The following is an 18,918-nucleotide window of genomic DNA, read 5'->3' as shown; positions in this document are numbered from 1 at the left end:
GATCACTGGTTGACCCTGTCGCTGATCACTGGTTGACCGGGAGGCCGGCCTCGTCCAGGGAACGCACCGACTCCTGCTGCGCCGCCGTGAAGATGTCGGCGACCGTGCCGGAGCCGTCGACCGCAGCCGAGGCTGCCTGAGTCATGGCGTCCATGATCGCCGGGAAGGTCGGCATGTAGGGGAAGTCGGGGTTCATCTGCTCGTTGGCGGTGGACAGCTCGGCGAAGACGTCCTGGCCGCCGTAGAACTCCGCGACGGCGTCGGGAGTCTGCATCGTGCCCTCAGTGGTGGCGACGACCAGACCCTGGCTGACGAGCCCGTCGACCTGGGTGTTGAACCAGTCGTTGAACTCCATCGCCTCGTCCGGGTGCTCGCAGCCCTTCATCACCGCGACGCCGGACCCACCGTCGGGACCGCTCATCGGGCTGTCGCCGAGCTGAGGCACCTGGGTGACGCGCCACTGGCCCTCGTTGTCCGATCCGGCCATCCCGTCCGAGAGCAGCGGGGCCTCCCAGGCGGCGCCGATGTGACCGATCAACTCCTGGTCGATCATCGACTGGGTGAAGGTGTCGTCCCAACGGTTGTGGGTGACCACGGCGTCGGCGTCGAGCAGCTGCTGCCACATGTCGGCGACCGCCTGGGTCGGGCCCTCCTCGATGGTGACCTCCCAGGCGTCGTTCGCCACGCCATACCAGGTGGCGCCGGCCGCGGCGGCCTGGCCGGAGAGCCAGTAGGTCGCCTCGTCCGGGGTGAAGGCGGCGATGTAGTGACCCTGCTCGGCGGCCTCCTGGGCGGTGGAGACGAACTCCTCGGCGTTGGTCGGGACGTCGAGGCCGAGCTCGTTGAAGAGGTCCTCGTTGTAGTAGTAGACGAGGGGGCCGGTGTCCTGGGGAAGCCCGACGACAGCCTCGCCGACGGTCATCATCCCGAAGGTGCCGTCTGAGTAGTGGCTGCGGTACTGCTCGGCCTGGGTCGTGACGTCCTCGACGAGACCGCGGGTGAACGCGTTGGGGACCTCGGCGTAACCCAGCTGGGCCAGGCACGGCGCGTTGTTGGCGCGCACGTCGGTCTCCAGACGGCGGATCATCTCCGCGGCGGCGCCGTCGAACTTGGTGGCGGTGACCTGGATGCCGGGGTTGGCGTCGTTCCACTCCTGGACGATCTCGGAGACCGAGGTCATGCCCTCGCCGTCGGGCAGGCGGTGCAGGTAGTCGATCTGGACCGCGTCCCCATCACCCGCACCGCCGGCTGCGGTGTCGCCCGCGTCATCGGTGTCGTCCGCGTCATCTGTGCCAGCTGCGTCGTCGGTGTCCGCAGGGTCGTCGGTGTCCGCAGGGTCGTCGGTGTCGCCACCGTCTGCCGGCTCCTGGGCTGTGTCCGCCGGGCTGTCGGCGGGGTCATCGGCACCGTTGCTGCACGCCGAGGTCCCGATGAGCGCCAAGCTCAGGGCGGCGGCGAGCGCGAGGCGCCCGGGCGTGGAGGTGGTCTGGGTGGTGCGGCGCATTCGCATCGTCGGCTCTCTTCCTTGAGGGTAGTCAGACGACGGATTCTGACTGATGCAGTCAGATTAACGCACTAACGCGCATTCGGCTAGGGGTTCGCGGCAGGAAACATCGCGCCACCAGGGTGGCCTCCGGCGAGCGGAGGGGCGGTGGGCTCAGGCGAGCGACGAGGCGGTGGGCGCAGGAGAGCGGAGGGCGGTGGGCTCAGGCGAGCGGAGGGGCGGTGAGCTCAGGCGAGCGGAGGGGCGGTGAGCTCAGGCGAGCTGACGGGCGGTGAGCTCAGGCGAGCGACGAGGCGGTGACCACCTCGATGCCGGCGGCGGTCAGCTGCTCGGCGTCCGGCACCTGGATGACGGTGTCGGTGATGAGGACCTCGACGTCACCCAGCCCGCAGATCCGGGCGAAGGCATGCCCGCCCACCTTGGAGCTGTCCGCGACCACGATGGTGCGGCGGGCGGACTGCACCAGCGCGGCGTTGACCATCGCCTCGCCGTCATGGTGGGTGAACAAGCCACCGTCACCGTCGAGGTCGATCGCGTTCACGCCCAGCACGAGGGTGTCGATGCTGATCCGGGGCAGCAGCGCCTCAGCCAACGGGCCGACCAACTCGTAGGAGCGGGCACGGGCGACTCCCCCTGTCACCACGACTCGCAGTTGATTGCGCACCGCGAGGTCGTTGGCGATGTTGACCGCGTTGGTCACCACGGTGATGACGTCCTCCTCGTGCGGGTAGGCCGCGGCCATGGCCACCCCCAGCTCGTAGGCGACCGTGGTGGTCGTCGTGCCACCGTTGAAGGCCACGACGGTGCCGACCTCGAGGCGCTCCACCGCAGCGCGGGCGATCGCCTGCTTCTCCCCCTCCTGCCGCCCGGATCGGTAGCGCATGGGGACGTCCCCGGTCCCCCGGTTGGCCATCGCGCCCCCCCGGGTCCGCGTCACCAACTGCTGCTCGGCCAGCACGTCGAGATCGCGCCGCGCGGTCGAGGCGGACACGCCATACGTCTCCATGACGTCCTCGACCGAGACCGAGCCGTCGGAGACCACTCGCTCCAGCAGTTCGGCCAATCGTCCTGCCCGCGCCATCGTGCTCTCCTCGCTCGCTAGGTCGCGCTGCCTGGTTGCACGCGCGTGGTCACCTGGCTACTTCACGCTCCCGGCAGTGAGTCCGCCGACCAGGTGCTTCTCGATCGTCGCGAACAGTATGACGACCGGCACCACCGCGATCACGGAGGCGGCGAAGAGCTGGTCCCAGTGTTGCTCGTAGCCGGTGATGTAGGCCCGCATGCCGACGGTGAGCGGCTTCTTGGCGTCATCGATCATCAGGGTGAGGGCGACGACATACTCGTTCCAGGCCGCGATGAAGGTGAAGATCGTCGCCGTCACCAGACCAGGACGGGTCAGCGGCAGCATGATCCGCCACAGGGTCTGCAGCCGAGAGCTGCCGTCCAGCTCGGCAGCCTCTTCCACCTCCGCGGGGATCGAGGAGAAGAAACCGTGCAGGATCCACACGGCAAAGGCCAGGTTGAAGGCGGCATTGGTGACGATCAGCGCCGCGTAGGTGTTGATCATGTTGAGCTCGAAGAACTGGCGGTAGAGACCGACCACGAGCGCGGTCGGGCTGAACATCTGGGTCACCAGGACGAGGAGCAGGAAGGGTGTGCGGCCGATGAACCGGAAGCGCGCGGTGATGTAGGCAGCAGGGATGGCCACGATGATGACCAGGATCGTCGAGGCGATCGCGATGCCGAGCGAGGTCTGCAGCCAGTTGATGAAGCGCTCATCGGTGAGGACGCGCGTGTAGGTGTCCCACTGCCACTCGCGCGGGATGAAGCGCGGGGGTGTGGTCCGCACGTCGATGCTCGTGCGGAAGGAACTCATCAGCATCACGCTGTAGGGCGCGAGGAAGAAGAGTGTGACCAGCGCGCCGAGCACCGTCAGGGCCCACCTGCGACTCATCGCGTCTCCTCCCGCCAGTTCACGATCCGCAGGTAGATCAGCACCACCACGAGGATCAGCAGCACGTTGATCACGCCGGTCGCGGCCGACATCCCCACATCCCGTTCCTGGCTCTGGAAAGCCAGTTTGTACATGAAGGTGATCAAGGTGTCGTTGCCGAAGCCGGGGTTGCGGTCGTTGAGGGTGTAGATGATCGGGAAGTTGTTGAAGACGTAGATCGAGTTCAGGACGATCGCGATCATCAGCGCCGGGCGCAGCAGGGGCAGGATCACCGTGCGGTAGCGCTGCCAGGCGCTGGCCCCGTCGACGGTGGCCGCCTCCAGGATGTCGTCCGGGATCGCCGCCAGCCCCGCAATGAAGACGAACGTCGTGAACGGCAGCGAGACGAAGACACCCACCGCCACCATGGAGGGCATGATCCAGGCGTCACTGCCGAGGAAGTCGATCGAGGTGTCGATCAGTCCCAGCGACTTCAGCAGGTGGTTGAGCATGCCGAAGTTGTAGTCGTAGAGCAGCACGAAGAGTTGGCTGGTGATGATCACCGAGGCGGCCCACGGCACGATCAACGCCCAGCGGGCGATCCGCCGCCCCGGGAAGTCCTTGACGAGCAACTGCGCGAGAGCCAGTGAGATCACGATGGTGATCGCGACCACCGCGACGACCCAGACCACCGTGTTCCACAGGACCGTGGTGAACATCGGGTGGGACAGGACCTGCTCGTAGTTGCGCCAGCCCGCATCGCCACGCCGCAGGCCGGTGATCGAGAACTCCCCCCGGGAGGCCTCGAAGAGTTTGTAGGCCGGGAAGAGCACGACCCCGACGATGAGAGAGAGGGCGGGCGCGAGCCACAGCAGCGCGACCGCTGGGTGAAGATGCCCGCGCCGTCCCCCTCGGCGCCGACGGCGGCGCGGTGCGCCCGCACCCTCGGGAGAGGATGCGGGCGCGGCCGCGACCTGTTGGGTCATCGGTTGGACGACTCCGCAGTCTCCTGCAGGCTGTCCAGGGTCGCCTGCGGACCCTGGTCACCGAGTGCCAGACCGAGGTTCTGCTGGGCGGCCAGCTTGATCCGGTCCCAGGTGGGGTCATCGGTCGGGGTCAGGCGGGCGTTGGGCAGGGTGTCCAGGTAAACCTGCAGGTCCTCCTTGTCGGAGAAGTACTCCAGACCCGACTCGGTCACCGGCAGGAAGCCCTCGTTCTCGATGAAGGTGTTGACCTGCTCCGGCTGGTAGTACAGGTCGTAGAAGGCCCTCACCGCCTCCTGATTGCCGTCCTTCTTGAACGCCATCAGGTAGTCGGTGACACCGAACGTCTTGCTGTCCGTGCCGTCACCGGACGGGAAGGGCGCGACCTCGTAGTTGACATTGCCCTCGTCGTCGAGTTGACCGGCGAGCGGGCTGAAGCCGACCACCATGCCGGCCTTGCCGGAGCGGAAGAGATCGAAGGCGTCGGCGCGGTTGGTGCGCGCCGGGTTGTTCTGGGTCAACCCCTCGTCGGTGAGCTTCTTCAGGAACTCCATCGTCTCGACGTTCTCCGGGCTGTTGATCACCCAGTCGTCGCCGTCCTTCCACGCGCCGCCGTTGTTGAACAGCCACATCGAGAACTCACCCTGCGCCTCCTCCGGGCCCAGCGGGAGGGCGTAGCCGACGTTGTCATCGCCCAGGTCGGTGACGGCGCGGGCTGCCTCCTCGAGCTCCTCCCAGGTGGTGGGGGCTCCATCGATGCCGGCCTCCTCGAAGAGGTCAGCGTTGTAGAACAGCGCACGGGCGCTGGACAGGTCCGGGAAGCCATAGAAGTTGCCGTCGTAGGTGCCGTACTCGACGAAGGTGTCGAGGATGTCGTCCTTGACCTCGTCCGAGAGCACCTCATCGGAGTTGTAGAGCAGGTCGTCGGCGGCATACGCGGCGTAGACGTTCAGGTTGAGGATGTCCGGAGCCTGGTTGTTCTGGATCATCGTGGAGGTCTGCTGGTCGATGTTGTCCCAGCTGATGACCTGCACCTCCAACGTGTGCCCAGTGGTCTCGTTGTAGGTCTCGGCGAAGTCGTCCCAGAAGGCCTTGGTGTTGCTCGCGGAGTACTCCGCGGCCACCAGCCGGATCGTGGTGGGCTCACCGTCGCCGCCGCCCTCGCCGTTGCCAGTGCCGTCAGCGTCGCCGGTGCTGCCGCCGCCGGCGGTGCCGGCACCGGTGCCACCGCCGCACGCGGACAGCACGAGCGCGGACACGGCCGTGACACCCATCAGGGCTGTCTTCAGTGAAGTCTTCATTGCTCTCCTCTCGGGCCGGCCCCGCCGTTGGGTGCTCGACTGATTGGCGACAATAGGCCCCAGGACGCCGCTTGACAAGGTTGATTCTGATCTTTTTGACTAGAAGCGCGCATCTTCACGCAATCGTGATCTTTCGCCACAACCGCCCAGGAGGGCCCCGATGGTGCAGTTCAGCTCCCACTCCGACCGCGTGACGAGGGACGGCGAGCAGCACCTGATCGTCTCCGGCGCCCTCCACTACTTCCGGGTTCATCCGGACCTGTGGCTGGACCGCCTGCGCCGCCTGCGAGCTATGGGCGCCAACACGGTCGAGACCTACGTCCCGTGGAACTATCACGCCCCTGAGCGCAGGACCATCGACTTCAGCGGCCGACGTGATCTGGGTCGCTTCCTGGATCTGGCTGCCGAGGCAGATCTCGACATCATCGTGCGCCCCGGGCCCTACATCTGCGCCGAGTGGGAGGGCGGCGGCCTGCCGGGCTGGCTGCTGGCCGACACCCCGCGGTCGCAGCTAAGGTCGAGCTTCGAGCCGTACCTGGACGCGGTCGCGCGCTGGCTCACCACGGTCTGCCCGATCATCGCCGAGCGCCAGCGCGACCACGGCGGACGCGTGGTCATGGTCCAGGTGGAGAACGAGTACGGCTCGTACGGCGACGATCCGACCTACCTCGAGTTCGTCCGCGATGCGCTGAAGCAGAGCGGCATCACCGTGCCTCTGGTCACCAGCGACGGCCCCGGGGACCAGTGGCTGCTGGCTGGGACGGTGGCCGGCGCAGCTCCCACGATCAACTTCGGCTCGCGGGCGGCGGCCCACCTGGAGTCGTTCCGAAGGCTGCGTCCGGACACGCCAGCGATGTGCATGGAGTTCTGGAACGGCTGGTTCGACCACTGGGGCGAGCCGCACCACGTCCGCGACCCGCAGGATGCCGCCGCCGAGCTCGCGACCATGCTCGAGGGCGGCATGCACGTGAACTTCTACATGGCGCACGGCGGGACCAACTTCGGGCTGTGGAACGGGTGCAACCACGACCAGGTGCTGCAGCCGACCGTCACGAGTTACGACTACGACGCCCCGATCTCCGAGGACGGGACGCTCACCGAGAAGTTCTACGCCTTCCGCGAGGTGATCGGCCGCCACCTGGAGCTGCCCGAGCTCCCCGACGACCTGGTCGCCGAGCCCGCGCGGCTTGGGCCCCGCGCTCTTGAGCGGGTCGGGTCGTTCGTGCTCACGCCAGACCGGTTGCAGGCACTCTCCGAGGAGACAGTCGCCTGGGTCGCAGGTGCCCGTATACCGGAGCGCCCCTCCCCCCAGCCACCCACCTTCGAGGAGGTCGGCCTGGAGAGGGGCATGCTCTTGCTGCGCAGTGCGGTCGACCACCCCGGAGGTCCGGTGGATCTGAAGATCTTCGGCCTTCACGATCGAGCGCACGTCCTGCTTGATGGTGCCTTGGTCGGAATCGTCGGTCGGGATGAGGGCCAGCCGGAGGCGTTGACCATCGATGCGCCGGCGGGCCGGTACCCCCTGGACCTCATCGTGGAGTCCCAAGGTCGGATCAACTTCGGCCCTCTGCTGCTGGACAGCAAGGGCGTCACGAAGGGTGTCTGGTTCGGCACGCGCTACGTCATGGGCTGGAGGGCCTACCCGCTCGCTCTGGACGTGATCGGTGCGGACGTGCTCGGGTCCATTGATAGGTCCCTCGATGGGTACCTCGATACGTCCGACGATGGCTCAGTTAACGCCTCAGTCAACGACGAGAGTCTGGGCGAGGAGCGGGCTGGCCTGGTCGTGGATCGCTACGAGCTGACCGTCGCGGACAACACCCAGCACCGTGCTGCCTTCATCTCGACGCGCGACCAAGGTCGAGGCTTCCTCTACGTCGACGACGAGATGCTGGGTCGCTACTGGGACATCGGCCCCCAGCAGACGCTCTACTGCCCGGGCCCGCTCCTCGGTGCGGGGCGCCATACCGTGACCCTGGTCCGCACCGATCCCGGCCAGGATGAGGGAATGCTCTACCTCGCGGAGGGACCCGACCTGGGCCCCGTCCAGCGGTTCGTGCCGGAAGGCTGAGGCGATGAGTCAGCACGGAGAGGCTGCGAGCGAGGTCGGCGGCGAGGAAGCCGGGGATGCCATCGGCGACGAAGCCGCCCGCGATGCCATCGGCGACGAAGCCGCCCGGGAGGTCGTCGACAGAGGCGACCTGCGGATCGCCGTCATCGGCTATGGCCTGCGCCGCAATCTCGCGCGGCTCGCTCACCGACCCGGTGCGGGATCGGTGGTGTCCGCTGTCTGCGACCGCTCCGAGCGTGCCCGGACCGAAGCGGTCGGCGAGCTGGGACCGGGCCTTCACGTGGTCAGTGACGTGAGTGAACTGCCCGTCGGGGAGCTCGACGCGGTGATGATCCTCACCCCCGACCAGACCCACGCCGCCCTGGCGACATGGGCGCTGGACCAGGGCCTCGCGACCTTCTGCGAGAAGCCGCTGACGACCTCGGTGGACGATGCAGATGCCCTGTTGCACACGGCATACCGGACCGGGACGCGACTGTATGTCGGGCACAACATGCGACACATGCCCGTCGTGCGGCAGCTGCGCGCGATCGTGGCGAGCGGCGAGATCGGGCGGGTGCGGGCCATCTGGTGCCGGCACTTCGTCGGGGAGGGCGGCGACTACTACTTCAAGGACTGGCACGCGGAGCGGCGGAATGTGGGCACGCTGCTGCTGCAGAAGGGCGCCCACGATCTGGACGTGATCCACTGGCTCGCCGGCGGGTACACGAAGGCTGTCTCCGGCATTGGTGACCTGGCGGTCTACGGCGACGTGACGGATCGACGGGACAACTCCGACAGGCTGCTCTTCGACTGGCACTCGCGGGACACCTGGCCACCGACCGCGCAGCGCGAACTCAACCCGGTGATCGATGTTGAGGACATCTCGATGCTCAACCTGCAGCTCGAGGGTGGTGTGCTGGCGAGCTATCAGCAATGCCACTTCACACCGGACTACTGGCGGAGCTACACGATCATCGGCGACGCCGGCCGGGCGGAGAACATCGGTGACGCCGGCGGCGACCAGATCGCGGTGTGGACCTCGCGGCACTCCAGTGCCCGCGAACCCAGTCGCGTGGAGACGATCGAGATCGGCGAGGGCGGCCACGGTGGCGCCGACCCCGCGTTGATCGCAGAGTTCGTCCGGTTCGCGCGCGAGGGCGGCGCGACGGAAGTCTCGGCAATCGCGGCGCGGCAAGCGGTCGCGGCGGCCTGTCGAGGCGCAGAGTCGATCCGCGGCGATGGCGGCCTGCTCGCGGTGCCCGAGCTCGATCCAGAACTCGTGGCGTACTTCGATCGAGGGCAGCGCCGCTAGATTCTCACTTTCGGGCATGCCTGTGGCCCGGCCCTGGTGGGGCCGGGTTGGGGCGGGGTCATTTCAGGTGCCAGGTGACACCGAGAGCGGTGACGGTGGCGGTGAGCTCGTTGTCATGGACCCAGGTGTGATGCCTGGGGCACAACAGCGCGTAGTTGTCCAGGTCCGAGAGCCCGCCGCGGGACCACCAGATCACGTGATGGGCATCGCACCAGGTCGCTGGGATCGTGCACCCCGGGATCGAGCAGCCACCATCCCGCTTCGCCAACGCGACCCGCTGACCATAGGTCGCCAAACGCTTCTGCTCCCCCATGTCCAGGATCTGACCCTGCGTACCCAACACCACCGGCAAGATCCCCGCATCACAGGCCAGCCGTCGGATCGAGTCTGCCGTCACCGACGCCCCATCCAACGTCGCCCCGCACCCCGGCTCATCGTCCCCGGTCTCGGACAGCATCCGCTTCAGCACTTCGAAGTCGATCGAGACCATCACCATCGCCTTCGGCGTGCTCGGCTGCCCCTTGCTGCCCGCCACCCCCCGCCCGATCACCATCATCAACGCGTCATAACGACGCTGCCCCGCCGTGCGCAGATCCTCCTGCCCGGTCGCCTCGACCTCTTCCCGCGAGGCCGGCGCAGCCAACGGCGAGTTCAGGATCGCCCGGACCGCCTCATAATCCGCATCATCACCAAACGTCCAGATCAACCGCTTCACCGAACCATCCGCCAACGACGACTCGTGCACATTCCGCAACGCACGACGAGCCTTGTTCTTCTCGTCCTTCTCTTTCTCCGAGATGCACCGCCGCAGGACTTCTTCGACGGTCGCCTTGATCGTCTTCTCATCGGTCGCCGGGTCCGCACCCACCCCCGCCAACGCCTCGACCAGCCCGGCGTACTCCTGCGGGCCCAGCCCCCCACGCACCCGAGCAAGCACTCTCAGCAGCTGCGCGGCCCGTGCCACCGACATCCCCTCACCCAGCACCCCCTCCAGCACCGGGGCGTGCACCGCCTCGGTCGAAGCCGTCGCGACCCTGGCCAGATCACGCACGCCAGCAGGCTCCAGATCCGGGCACCGCAGCCTCAGCCAGTCAACCAGCCCGAACCCCTTCACCGAGTGCAAACCCCGCTCGGCGACCTCGCACGCCAACCGCACCCGCGCCGCCGCCAAGGCCCGCTCCGCGACCGCCACCGAGTCCAGCGCCTGCACCACATCAGCATCCATCAACAACACCGACCCGGTCGAAGCGCGCTCGGCCAACAACGCCTCCCGCCCCGACTCCCGCAACGCCCTGGACAACACCACCGAGGACGGCGAGACCGGCGGCAACCCCACCACAGCACGGTCAGGCGCCCCGGTGACCGCGCCAGCGCCCACCCGGAGAACCTCACCACCAAACCCCTGCTGCTTCATACGGACAAATGTACGACACGCCACCGACAAACCCCCTGACCTGCACAAACACCCCGATCAGCCTGCCGAAGCCACCCCAGCTCACCGCCCACCCATCGCTCCCTCACCGGATCCCCACCCAGCCACGGGCACCTCTGGCATTCTTCTCCTGACGCCGCCATCCCGGCGGCCTGCACAGCTGAGGAGCACCATGTCCCGCGTCATCCACTTCGAGATCCACGCCGAGGACGTCCCCCGTGCCGTGGCCTTCTACCGCGACGTCTTCGGGTGGACCTTCGAGGACTGGAGCGACTTCGCCGGAATGCCCTACTTCGGCGCCACGACGGGTGACGGCGAGCTGGGCATCAACGGCGCCATCATGCAGCGCCACGGCGCCAACCCCGACGTCGGCGGCCAGGTCGCGGGCGCCGTCATCACCCTCGGCACCGACGACTTCGATGCCACCGCGGCCGCCATCGAGGAGGCCGGCGGCACCGTCGCGCTCCCCAAGCAGGCGCTACCCGGGATGGCCTGGCAGGGCTACTTCCACGACACCGAGAACAACGTCTTCGGCCTGCACCAGCCGGACCCCGAGGCCGCCTGAGGTGGTCCGCCGGCTCGAGCAGAACATGGGCGCCGACGCCCTCCGCTCGGCCACCGGTCGCGATCACGAGGGCTGGCGCACGCTGCTCACCGAAGCCGGCGCGATGGGCTGGAGCCACGCCGCTACCGCCCGCTGGCTGGTGACCGAGCACGACGTCCCGGGCTGGTGGGCGCAAGGCATCACCGTCGACTTCGAGCAGGCCTGCAAGGGACGGCTCCCGGGTATGCAGAGTGACGGCACCTTCGCCACGTCCGCTACCCGCACCATCCCGGGCGCCCGCCTGGACGCGCTCACGGCCGTCCGGGAAGCGATCACGTCCCTGTATGGCGCAGCCTCCTCGAGCAATCTCGCCGCCTCCATGCCGGTGGTCCGGTGGAAGCTCCCGGACGGCGGTCGCCTGGCCGCGGCCGCGGGGCCGGAGAAGCCGACCGGGACGCCGATCACGCTGACCCGCGAGAAGCTCGCCTCGCATGACGACGTCGAGTCGACCAAGGCGCACCTCATCGAGCTGCTGGAGTCCGCGAAAGCCTGACGGCCGCGCCGTCCGCCCGGGCCAGCACCAGCGCAAGGTGCGTCGGCTCGGGACGCGGGGAACGGCATACGGGACTAGTTTTTTGCCCCATGAGCACCTGGAGCATGAAGCAGCTGGCCAGCAAGATGCGCGGCCTCGACATGGCGATGCTGTCGACGCACAGCAGCCACGGGCACATCGCCAGCCGGCCGATGAGCAACAACGGTGAGGTCGACTGAGGTCGACTACGACGGGACGTCCCACTACTTCGCGTGGGCGGACTCGCGGATGGCCAAGGACATCGAGAACGACGCCAAGGTCGCGATCGACTTCCAGTCCGGCGAGGGCGGCAACTTCCTCTTCGTCAACGTGCAGGGCATGGCGCGGGTGCTCACCGACCCGCGGGTGATGGAGGAGCACTGGCACGACGAGCTGGAGCGCTGGTTCAAGGACGGCGTCGAGACCGAGGGGCTGGCGATGATCGTCGTCGACGCGCGGCGGATCTCGTACTGGTCGCCGGACGGTGACGGGGTGATCGAGCTCAGCGCCTGAGGGGACGCCCCGGTTATCCACAGAAACGCGTCTCGGCTCCCCCCGCGGGTGCCGCGACGTTCTACGGTCGCGGCATGGCTTCTGACGACCGGTGGTACATCCACGACGACTCCGCGCTCTGGTTGCGAGAACAGCCGGATGTTCCGAGGGTCCTGGTGCACTCCTACCAGTACGACCTGATCGACGACTCTCCACTCCCGGCGGACGAGGCGCTCAGGATGCCCTTGGCCGAGGAACAGCCGCCACACCTCGAGGAGATCCTGGCGGCCGCGGAGCCGCTCGCCCTCCGCATCGGCGGTCGTCAGTTCCGGACCGCGCTTCGACGCTTGGTGGCGCTGATCGACTGGTCCTGGCCCATGCTCGACCTCCCCAGACAGCCCACCTGCGTCGCCGCCAGTCTGATCGCGACGCTGGGCGCGATCAACGGCATCAGCGATGTGACCGATGGCAGGCCATCCCGCCTCCTTGAGTCGTTGGGGGTCGACCAAGGTCGCGCTCGCCACACTGCCGGCCGGATGCTCCATTCGTTGGGGTGGAGGGCACTCGAGGATGTGCCATACGTCATGCGCCACCCGGATCTCACCGTCAGTTGGGTCCGCCGGGACCTCCTCGAGGATCCGGAGGATGAGTTCTGCCCTTGGGACGAGGAGGAGGTCCGCTACTTCCGTACCTAGCCCGAACCCTCACCCGATCAGCCGCGCCGCCTCTTCCCGCTGGGTCGCGAGCACCCGCTCCAGGTCGAGCCCGACCACCGCACCGTCCTCGACAACCCACGTCCCCCCGACCATGACCCGGTCGGCCTGGTGGGCGCCGCACAGCACGAGTGAGGCGACGGGGTCGTGGGAGCCGGCGAAGCGCAGCTCATCGCGGCGATAGAGGGCGAAGTCCGCCTGGGCGCCCGGGCGCAGGACACCGATCGAGTCCCAGCCCAGGACTGCGGCCGATCCCCTTGTCCCCCAGTCGATCGCGCGCCGCACAGGCACGTTGGCCGGGCCACGGGCGAGCCGCTGCAGGTTCATCGCGGCCCGCACCTCTTCGATCATGTTCGACCCGTCGTTGGACGCCGAGCCGTCCACGCCGAGCCCGACCGGCGCGCCCGCCTCCTCCAGGTCGAGCACGCGGCAGGTCCCGGACCCGAGCCGCATGTTCGAGGTGGGGCAGTGGGCAACGCCGGTGCCGGCGGCACCCAGGCGCGCGACCTCCCCGTTGTCCAGATGTATGCCGTGTCCCAGCCAGGTGCGATCGCTCAGCCACCCGACGGACTCGAGGTAGTCAACGGTCCGCAGTCCGAACCGCTCGCGACAGAAGTCCTCCTCGTCGATGGTCTCGGCGAGGTGGGTATGCAGCCGGACGTCGAGCTCTTCGGCCAGGAGCGCACTATCGCGCATGAGTTCACGCGTGACCGAGAAGGGCGAGCAGGGCGCCAACCCGATCCGGATCTGGGCGTCCTCACCACGCTCGTGATAGCGATCTACGACCCGGCGCGAGTCCTCGAGGATCGTGTCGTGGTCCTGCACGGTGCTCTGCGGAGGCAGCCCACCATCCTTCTCCCCCAACGACATTGACCCCCGCGTCAGCAGCGCGCGCGACCCGAGCCGACGCACCACGTCGACCTCGATGTCGACGGCTTCCTCCAACCCGTCCGGGAAGAGGTAGTGGTGATCCGCCGCGGTCGTGCACCCGGACAGCAGCAGCTCGGCGACCGCAACAGTCACCGCAGACTCCAGCGCCTGCGGCGTGAGCCGCGCCCAGACCGGGTAGAGCCCTACGAGCCACGGGAACAGTTCGGCATCCGCGACGGGCGCCCAGGCGCGGGTCAGCGTTTGGTAGAAGTGGTGGTGCGTGTTGACGAGGCCCGGCAGGAGCACGCTTCCGCCCGCGGCGAGGGACACGTCATACCTGGTCGGTTCCTGCCCGGCGCCGACGACTTCGGTGATCACCCCCGCCTCGGTGTCGACGACGAGCCCGCGGCTCGCGTCCGCGCCGTCGGGGGCAGAGGTGTGGATGCCGTCCGGATCCTTGATCCACAGCAGGGATCCCGAGGATTCGGTATGGCGTGGGCTTGGTGTCATGACGGACCTTCCCGGGCGAGTGCTCGCCTCGACCAACCCGGCGGGTGCCAGGTCGGCTCAGTGGTCCTGTCTGCCGATCCAGGTGGCCGGGAATCCGGCGCTACCTGAAGAACGTAGCAGAGTTTCCGCATCGCGAGAAGGCAATTCCGACCAAGACGCAACCCCGGCCATATCGCGGCGCCAGTGATCGCTCCGGATCTAGGGACCCCGTCTTGCCCCAGCCCGCGCTCGCTGCCACGGCCACAGGCCACTGCGACGCGCCGCGTTCGGCTCGTGGAGCGGACAGTCGCACCGAGCAGCCTCCGCGCGGACACGCCTGGCCACGTCCTCCAGGGGCATCGCCACGGCGACGTCCTCGCGGCTGGTGAGATGGAGATAGACGATCAAGATCATCGCGGTCATGAAGAACGTGACGATCATCAGCACCGTCAGCTCCGGACTGGGAGCCTGTGCTCCGCCGCGCCAGACCTCCCAACCCATGCCGATACCAGCAGCGCTGAGCACCGAGGACATGGCCACGATGCCGGAGCTGGCCATGGCGACCCGGGAAGTGCGCCACTGGCTGTTGAGCCGGAAAGCGAGTCGATCCGTCCCCGCCAGGTGGACGGGGCCGTCCAGGTAGTCCTGCACGAACTGGCTGCGACGACGGTCAACGTCCCGCACCGCCCACGAGATGATCGCCAACATCGCTCCGAGGACAGCACAGAACACCCAAAAGCCGACATCGCTGACCGGCCCTTCAGCCGGGAATGCGACCCACATCACCGCAGGCCATCCCCAGGCAACCGGCACGAATACCCACCAGAGCACCCGAGCCCGACCTGGAACGGCGCTCTTCGCCCCCAGCCACGCTTCTGCCTCAACGGCATCGCTGAGCAGCTGCGCCCGCCGCGGGTCACAGGGCACCATGAGTCCCGCCTGAGCGCGGAAGTCTGCTCGCGCCCTCAGCGACTTCTCCCGCGCCACCCCGGTCAACGCACCGCCCGCCACGCCTGCGAACGCTGGCCCCAGGATGCTCACCACCATCATCACGATGTCATCCATGAGCACCACCATGGACGCGACCACTGACACACCTGCCGCATAGGAAGCCTTGACGACACCCCGACCCGTGCCCTAACGTCCGCAGTGGAAACGATTCCACCGCACTCAGCAGGACAGTCCAACCGCACGAGGAGGTGCCGAGATGCCGACGATCCGCGATGTCGCCCAGCACGCCGGCGTCTCCACCGCGACGGCCTCCCGCGCGCTTTCCGGCGCTGGACCGGCCTCCGCGAACACGGTTGAAGCAGTCCGCCGCGCCGCCCAGGAGCTGGGCTACAACGTCAACAAGGCCGCCCGCTCACTGCGCACCCAGCGCACCGACACCATCGGCCTCCTCATCCCCGACGTCCGCAACCCCTTCTTCTCCGACGTCGCCTACGTCATCGAGCAGAGCGCGGCCGCCAAGGGCTACAGCGTCATCACGATGAACGCCGACGAGCAGCCCGACCGCCAGGTCGCCGCCCTCCGCGCACTCAGCACCCAACGCGTCGACGGCCTCATCGTCGTCCCCCAGGGCGGCGCCCCGGTGAACCTTCCAGCGTCCATGCCCTTCGTCCTCCTCGACCGCCGAGCCGCCAACCTCGGCGGCCCCCTCGTCTCCTCGGACAACGCCCTCGGCAGCCAGCAGATGATCAGCCATCTCCTCCAGCTCGGCCACCGAGACATCGCCCTCATCACCGGTCCCCAGTCCTCCTCAACCGGCCGCGAGCGCTTCATCGCCAGCATCGACGCCCTCGCCGCCGCGGGCTGCACCCCCCGCCAGGAGTGGATCGTGGAGGGCGACTTCCAGGAGGACAGCGGTCACCGCGCCGCGGCGCAACTGCTCGACTCCCCCACCCGCCCGACCGCCATCTTCGCCGGCGACAACCTGATGGCCGTCGGCGCACTGACCCAGGCCCGCGAGCGCGGGCTGCGCATCGGCCGAGACCTCGCGGTCGTCGCCTTCGACGACACGCGCTGGTTCCCCCTCCTCGACCCGCCCCTGTCCGTCGTCGCCCAGGACATCGACGCTCTGGGCGCAGCAGCCGTCGAGGCGGTCCAGACCGCGATGTCCGGCGCTGAGGTCTCCGACGTCACCATCCCCACCCAGCTGATCGTGCGGTCCTCCTGCCGCGCCGACCACCTCACCCCCACCAAGGAGGCACAGTGAGCAACTCCATCAGAGCGCTGGAGCTGCGCGGCGTCGGCAAACGCTTCGGCGGCGTCGTCGCCCTCGACAATGTCGACCTGACCATCCGCCCCGGCCAGGTCCAGGTCCTGCTCGGCGAGAACGGCGCGGGCAAGTCCACGCTGGTCAAGATGATCGCCGGCGTCCACGAGCCGGACACCGGCGAGATCCTGCTCGACGGGCAGAAGGTGCAGATCACGAGCACCAAGGACGCCGAGAACCTCGGCATCGCCACCATCCACCAGGAGCTCAACCTCGTCCCGTCGATGAGCATCGCCGAGAACATCACCCTCGGCCGCGCTCCCCGTACGTTCGGCATGCTCGACCGCCGCGCGATGCGCTCCATCGCCCAGGACGCCCTGGACCGGATCGGCCTCGACGTCGACCTCAAGCGCCCGGTCGGCACGCTCGGCATCGCCCGCCAGCAGCTCGTCGAGATCGCCAAGGCCCTCAGCGTCGACGCGAAGTACCTGATCCTCGACGAGCCCACCGCCGCCCTCACCCACACCGAGATCGCCCGCCTCTTCGAGGTCGTCGAGCAGCTGCGCGAGCGCGGGGTCGGGATGGTCTTCATCTCCCACCACCTCGACGAGATCGCCGAGATCGGCGACACCGTCACCGTCCTGCGCGACGGGAGCTTCGTCGACGAGGTCCCGGCCAGCACCCCCGAGCCGGAGCTCATCCGCCTCATGGTCGGCCGCGACATCGACCAGCTCTTCCCGCGCAAGAAGCCCGCCCTCGGCCCACCGCTCCTCCAGGTCAAGGATCTCTCCCGCTCCGGCGCCTTCGACGACGTCTCCCTCACCGTCCGCGCCGGCGAGGTCGTCGGCCTGGCCGGGCTGGTCGGTGCCGGTCGCACCGAACTCCTCCGCGCCATCGCGGGAGCCGACTCCTACGACGACGGCAGCGTCCAGGTCGAGGGCAAGAAGCTGCCCAAGCGCGACGTCGCCGCCGGCGTCAAGATGGGCATCGGCCACGTCCCAGAGGACCGCAAGCGCCAGGGTCTGGTCCTCAAGGCCAGCGTCGAGAACAACCTCGGCTACGCCACCTTGCGCAGCTCGGCCAAGGGCCCGCTCGCCGACCTCGGCGGTCAGCGCAAGCGCGCCAAGGAGGTCAGCGAGCAGCTCCGAATCCGTCTCAACGACGTCCGCCAACCGGTCTCCTCCCTCTCCGGCGGCAACCAGCAGAAGGTCGTCTTCGGCCGCTGGACCCTCGCCAACTCCCGAGTCCTGCTCCTCGACGAACCCACCCGCGGCGTCGACGTCGGCGCCAAGGTCGAGATCTACGAACTGATCAACCGCATCACCGAGGCGGGCGGCGCCGTGCTGCTCGCCTCCAGCGAGTTGCCCGAGGTCCTGGGGATGAGCGATCGCATCCTCGTCATGGCCGGCGGGCGCATCGTCGGGGAGATGCCCGCCAGCGAAGCAACCCAGGACAGCGTCATGTCACTGGCCGTCAAGGAGGTCGAGTCCACCCGTGTCCACTGAAGTCAGCACCAAGCCCCCGTCGTCCCAGCGGCTGACGGGCGCGCAGAAGGTCGGCCGCTTCCTCTCCGAGAACGGCGCCCTCGTCGGCCTCGTCCTCGTCTGCGTCGCGATGTGGATCGCCACGCCCAAGTTCCTCACCACCACCAACCTGCTCAACGTCGGCGTCCAGGCGGCAGTCGTCGCAATCCTCGCCTTCGGCATGACCTATGTGATCGTCGCCGCGGGCATCGACCTGTCGGTCGGCTCGGTCGCGGCCCTGTCCGCGGTCGCCGCCGGCTGGGTCGCGGCGGCGGGCACCCCAGGGTTCCTCGCCCTCATCGTCGGCCCCCTCGTCGGACTGGCCGCGGGTCTGGTGTCCGGGTGGGCGACGGCATACGGGAAGCTCCCTGCTTTCATCGCCACCCTCGCCATGCTCTCGGTGGCGCGCGGGCTCACCCTGGTCATCTCCGGCGGCCGCCCCCAGTCGATGCCCCCGGAGGTGAGTTGGCTGGGGTCCCGGGTCTTCGGCATACCGGTCCCGATCCTGGTCATGCTGCTGATGTTCGCGATCACCGCGTTCGTGCTCAACCGGACGGTCTTCGGCCGGTCCCTGTATGCCGTGGGAGGCAACGAGGAGGCCGCTCGCCTCAGCGGGCTGCCGGTCAAGCGCCTCACCACCTGGGTCTTCGCGCTCAGCGGCCTCTACGCCGGGATCGCCGGCATGGTGCTCGCCGGCCGGCTCGCCTCGGCCCAGCCGCAGGCGGCGGTCGGCTATGAGCTGGACGCCATCGCCGCCGTCGTCATCGGCGGCGCCAGCCTCGCCGGCGGGGTCGGACGGGCCACCGGCACCCTGATCGGGGCGCTGGTGCTGGCCGTCATCCGCAACGGCCTCAACCTGCTCAACGTCAGCTCGTTCTGGCAGCAGGTCGTCATCGGTCTGGTCATCGCGCTCGCCGTCGGCATCGACGTGCTGCGCCGCAAGGCCCCCTGACCCGCACCACCAGAAGCACATCCTCACCCCT

General features: G+C 68.3%; 18 protein-coding genes. 10 read left to right on the top strand and 8 right to left on the bottom strand.

The annotated features are described in order from the left end of the window. Positions 1 to 25: 25 nt before the first annotated feature. From ACQBAT_RS06565 to ACQBAT_RS06545, 5 genes are all read right to left on the bottom strand, one after another. Positions 26 to 1,510 (bottom strand): extracellular solute-binding protein, encoded by a 1,485-nt coding sequence (locus ACQBAT_RS06565; protein WP_420745947.1) that lies wholly within the window; start codon positions 1,508 to 1,510, stop codon positions 26 to 28. Between the two features lie 271 nt (positions 1,511 to 1,781). Further along, positions 1,782 to 2,585, bottom strand: coding sequence for a DeoR/GlpR family DNA-binding transcription regulator (locus tag ACQBAT_RS06560; protein ID WP_420745948.1), 804 nt, complete (start codon positions 2,583 to 2,585; stop codon positions 1,782 to 1,784). Positions 2,586 to 2,642: 57 nt separating this feature from the next. Beyond that, positions 2,643 to 3,458, bottom strand: coding sequence for a carbohydrate ABC transporter permease (locus ACQBAT_RS06555; protein WP_420745949.1), 816 nt, complete (start codon positions 3,456 to 3,458; stop codon positions 2,643 to 2,645). Beyond that, the gene (locus ACQBAT_RS06550; RefSeq protein ID WP_420745950.1) at positions 3,455 to 4,423 is read right to left on the bottom strand and encodes a carbohydrate ABC transporter permease; all 969 of its coding nucleotides are present in this window, start codon (positions 4,421 to 4,423) and stop codon (positions 3,455 to 3,457) included. Before ACQBAT_RS06550 ends, ACQBAT_RS06555 begins: the two co-directional genes overlap by 4 nt. Beyond that, positions 4,420 to 5,721 carry an ABC transporter substrate-binding protein gene (locus ACQBAT_RS06545; protein WP_420745951.1) on the bottom strand — a complete coding sequence of 434 codons (1,302 nt, stop codon included), beginning with the start codon at positions 5,719 to 5,721 and terminating at the stop codon, positions 4,420 to 4,422. The genes ACQBAT_RS06550 and ACQBAT_RS06545 overlap by 4 nt, the downstream gene beginning before the upstream one ends. A gap of 160 nt (positions 5,722 to 5,881) precedes the next feature. Between ACQBAT_RS06545 and ACQBAT_RS06540 the strand changes: the two genes are divergently transcribed. Both ACQBAT_RS06540 and ACQBAT_RS06535 read left to right on the top strand, forming a co-directional pair. Further along, a complete protein-coding gene (locus ACQBAT_RS06540) occupies positions 5,882 to 7,792 on the top strand; it encodes a glycoside hydrolase family 35 protein (protein WP_420745952.1) in 1,911 nt (636 codons plus the stop codon). Between the two features lie 4 nt (positions 7,793 to 7,796). Continuing rightward, positions 7,797 to 9,086, top strand: a complete 1,290-nt coding sequence (locus tag ACQBAT_RS06535; RefSeq protein ID WP_420745953.1) for a Gfo/Idh/MocA family protein — start codon at positions 7,797 to 7,799, stop codon at positions 9,084 to 9,086. Between the two features lie 58 nt (positions 9,087 to 9,144). On the opposite strand, the gene ACQBAT_RS06530 is transcribed toward ACQBAT_RS06535, so the two are convergent. Beyond that, on the bottom strand, positions 9,145 to 10,500 hold the full coding sequence (locus ACQBAT_RS06530; RefSeq protein WP_420745954.1) for a DUF222 domain-containing protein: 1,356 nt from the start codon (positions 10,498 to 10,500) through the stop codon (positions 9,145 to 9,147). A 190-nt stretch (positions 10,501 to 10,690) separates the two neighbouring features. Between ACQBAT_RS06530 and ACQBAT_RS06525 the strand changes: the two genes are divergently transcribed. The 5 genes from ACQBAT_RS06525 to ACQBAT_RS06505 all read left to right on the top strand — a co-directional run bounded on the left by ACQBAT_RS06525 (position 10,691) and on the right by ACQBAT_RS06505 (position 12,820). Continuing rightward, the gene (locus tag ACQBAT_RS06525) at positions 10,691 to 11,083 is read left to right on the top strand and encodes a VOC family protein (RefSeq protein ID WP_420745955.1); all 393 of its coding nucleotides are present in this window, start codon (positions 10,691 to 10,693) and stop codon (positions 11,081 to 11,083) included. A gap of 1 nt (position 11,084) precedes the next feature. After that, positions 11,085 to 11,615: a hypothetical protein gene (locus ACQBAT_RS06520; protein ID WP_420745956.1), complete on the top strand. Its 531-nt coding sequence runs from the start codon at positions 11,085 to 11,087 to the stop codon at positions 11,613 to 11,615. Positions 11,616 to 11,704: 89 nt separating this feature from the next. Further along, entirely contained in the window at positions 11,705 to 11,833 is a 129-nt protein-coding gene (locus ACQBAT_RS06515) for a hypothetical protein (RefSeq protein WP_420745957.1), read from the top strand. Beyond that, positions 11,820 to 12,146: a pyridoxamine 5'-phosphate oxidase family protein gene (locus ACQBAT_RS06510; RefSeq protein WP_420745958.1), complete on the top strand. Its 327-nt coding sequence runs from the start codon at positions 11,820 to 11,822 to the stop codon at positions 12,144 to 12,146. Before ACQBAT_RS06515 ends, ACQBAT_RS06510 begins: the two co-directional genes overlap by 14 nt. Before the next feature lie 74 nt (positions 12,147 to 12,220). Then, positions 12,221 to 12,820: a hypothetical protein gene (locus ACQBAT_RS06505; protein WP_420745959.1), complete on the top strand. Its 600-nt coding sequence runs from the start codon at positions 12,221 to 12,223 to the stop codon at positions 12,818 to 12,820. A 9-nt stretch (positions 12,821 to 12,829) separates the two neighbouring features. On the opposite strand, the gene ACQBAT_RS06500 is transcribed toward ACQBAT_RS06505, so the two are convergent. Beyond that, a complete protein-coding gene (locus ACQBAT_RS06500; protein WP_420745960.1) occupies positions 12,830 to 14,218 on the bottom strand; it encodes an 8-oxoguanine deaminase in 1,389 nt (462 codons plus the stop codon). Between the two features lie 198 nt (positions 14,219 to 14,416). Next, complete coding sequence (locus ACQBAT_RS06495; RefSeq protein WP_420745961.1) at positions 14,417 to 15,262, bottom strand: hypothetical protein; 846 nt, start codon at positions 15,260 to 15,262, stop codon at positions 14,417 to 14,419. 142 nt (positions 15,263 to 15,404) lie between these two features. Between ACQBAT_RS06495 and ACQBAT_RS06490 the strand changes: the two genes are divergently transcribed. The 3 genes from ACQBAT_RS06490 to ACQBAT_RS06480 are packed head-to-tail and all read left to right on the top strand — an operon-like array spanning position 15,405 to position 18,887. Continuing rightward, positions 15,405 to 16,412 (top strand): LacI family DNA-binding transcriptional regulator, encoded by a 1,008-nt coding sequence (locus tag ACQBAT_RS06490; protein ID WP_420745962.1) that lies wholly within the window; start codon positions 15,405 to 15,407, stop codon positions 16,410 to 16,412. Next, positions 16,409 to 17,917, top strand: a complete 1,509-nt coding sequence (locus ACQBAT_RS06485) for a sugar ABC transporter ATP-binding protein (RefSeq protein WP_420745963.1) — start codon at positions 16,409 to 16,411, stop codon at positions 17,915 to 17,917. Before ACQBAT_RS06490 ends, ACQBAT_RS06485 begins: the two co-directional genes overlap by 4 nt. Before the next feature lie 31 nt (positions 17,918 to 17,948). Further along, positions 17,949 to 18,887, top strand: a complete 939-nt coding sequence (locus ACQBAT_RS06480; protein WP_420746201.1) for an ABC transporter permease — start codon at positions 17,949 to 17,951, stop codon at positions 18,885 to 18,887. Positions 18,888 to 18,918: the final 31 nt, after the last annotated feature.

This window comes from Ornithinimicrobium pulveris, from assembly GCF_050261105.1.
Classification (GTDB): Bacteria; Actinomycetota; Actinomycetes; order Actinomycetales; family Dermatophilaceae; genus Ornithinicoccus.
Note: the sequence above shows the minus strand (reverse complement) of the source record. Positions and strands in the feature narration are given on the sequence as shown.

Bases quoted from the DNA above. Each gene is read 5' to 3' on its own strand.
- ACQBAT_RS06555 (WP_420745949.1), bottom strand. From the start codon at position 3,458: ATGAGTCGCAGGTGGGCCCTGACGGTGCTCGGCGCGCTGGTCACACTC.
- ACQBAT_RS06535 (WP_420745953.1), top strand. From the start codon at position 7,797: ATGAGTCAGCACGGAGAGGCTGCGAGCGAGGTCGGCGGCGAGGAAGCC.
- ACQBAT_RS06490 (WP_420745962.1), top strand. From the start codon at position 15,405: ATGCCGACGATCCGCGATGTCGCCCAGCACGCCGGCGTCTCCACCGCG.
- ACQBAT_RS06545 (WP_420745951.1), bottom strand. From the start codon at position 5,721: ATGAAGACTTCACTGAAGACAGCCCTGATGGGTGTCACGGCCGTGTCC.
- ACQBAT_RS06500 (WP_420745960.1), bottom strand. From the start codon at position 14,218: ATGACACCAAGCCCACGCCATACCGAATCCTCGGGATCCCTGCTGTGG.
- ACQBAT_RS06560 (WP_420745948.1), bottom strand. From the start codon at position 2,585: ATGGCGCGGGCAGGACGATTGGCCGAACTGCTGGAGCGAGTGGTCTCC.
- ACQBAT_RS06540 (WP_420745952.1), top strand. From the start codon at position 5,882: ATGGTGCAGTTCAGCTCCCACTCCGACCGCGTGACGAGGGACGGCGAG.
- ACQBAT_RS06530 (WP_420745954.1), bottom strand. From the start codon at position 10,500: ATGAAGCAGCAGGGGTTTGGTGGTGAGGTTCTCCGGGTGGGCGCTGGC.
- ACQBAT_RS06505 (WP_420745959.1), top strand. From the start codon at position 12,221: ATGGCTTCTGACGACCGGTGGTACATCCACGACGACTCCGCGCTCTGG.
- ACQBAT_RS06550 (WP_420745950.1), bottom strand. From the start codon at position 4,423: ATGACCCAACAGGTCGCGGCCGCGCCCGCATCCTCTCCCGAGGGTGCG.
- ACQBAT_RS06525 (WP_420745955.1), top strand. From the start codon at position 10,691: ATGTCCCGCGTCATCCACTTCGAGATCCACGCCGAGGACGTCCCCCGT.
- ACQBAT_RS06565 (WP_420745947.1), bottom strand. From the start codon at position 1,510: ATGCGAATGCGCCGCACCACCCAGACCACCTCCACGCCCGGGCGCCTC.
- ACQBAT_RS06515 (WP_420745957.1), top strand. From the start codon at position 11,705: ATGAGCACCTGGAGCATGAAGCAGCTGGCCAGCAAGATGCGCGGCCTC.
- ACQBAT_RS06495 (WP_420745961.1), bottom strand. From the start codon at position 15,262: ATGGATGACATCGTGATGATGGTGGTGAGCATCCTGGGGCCAGCGTTC.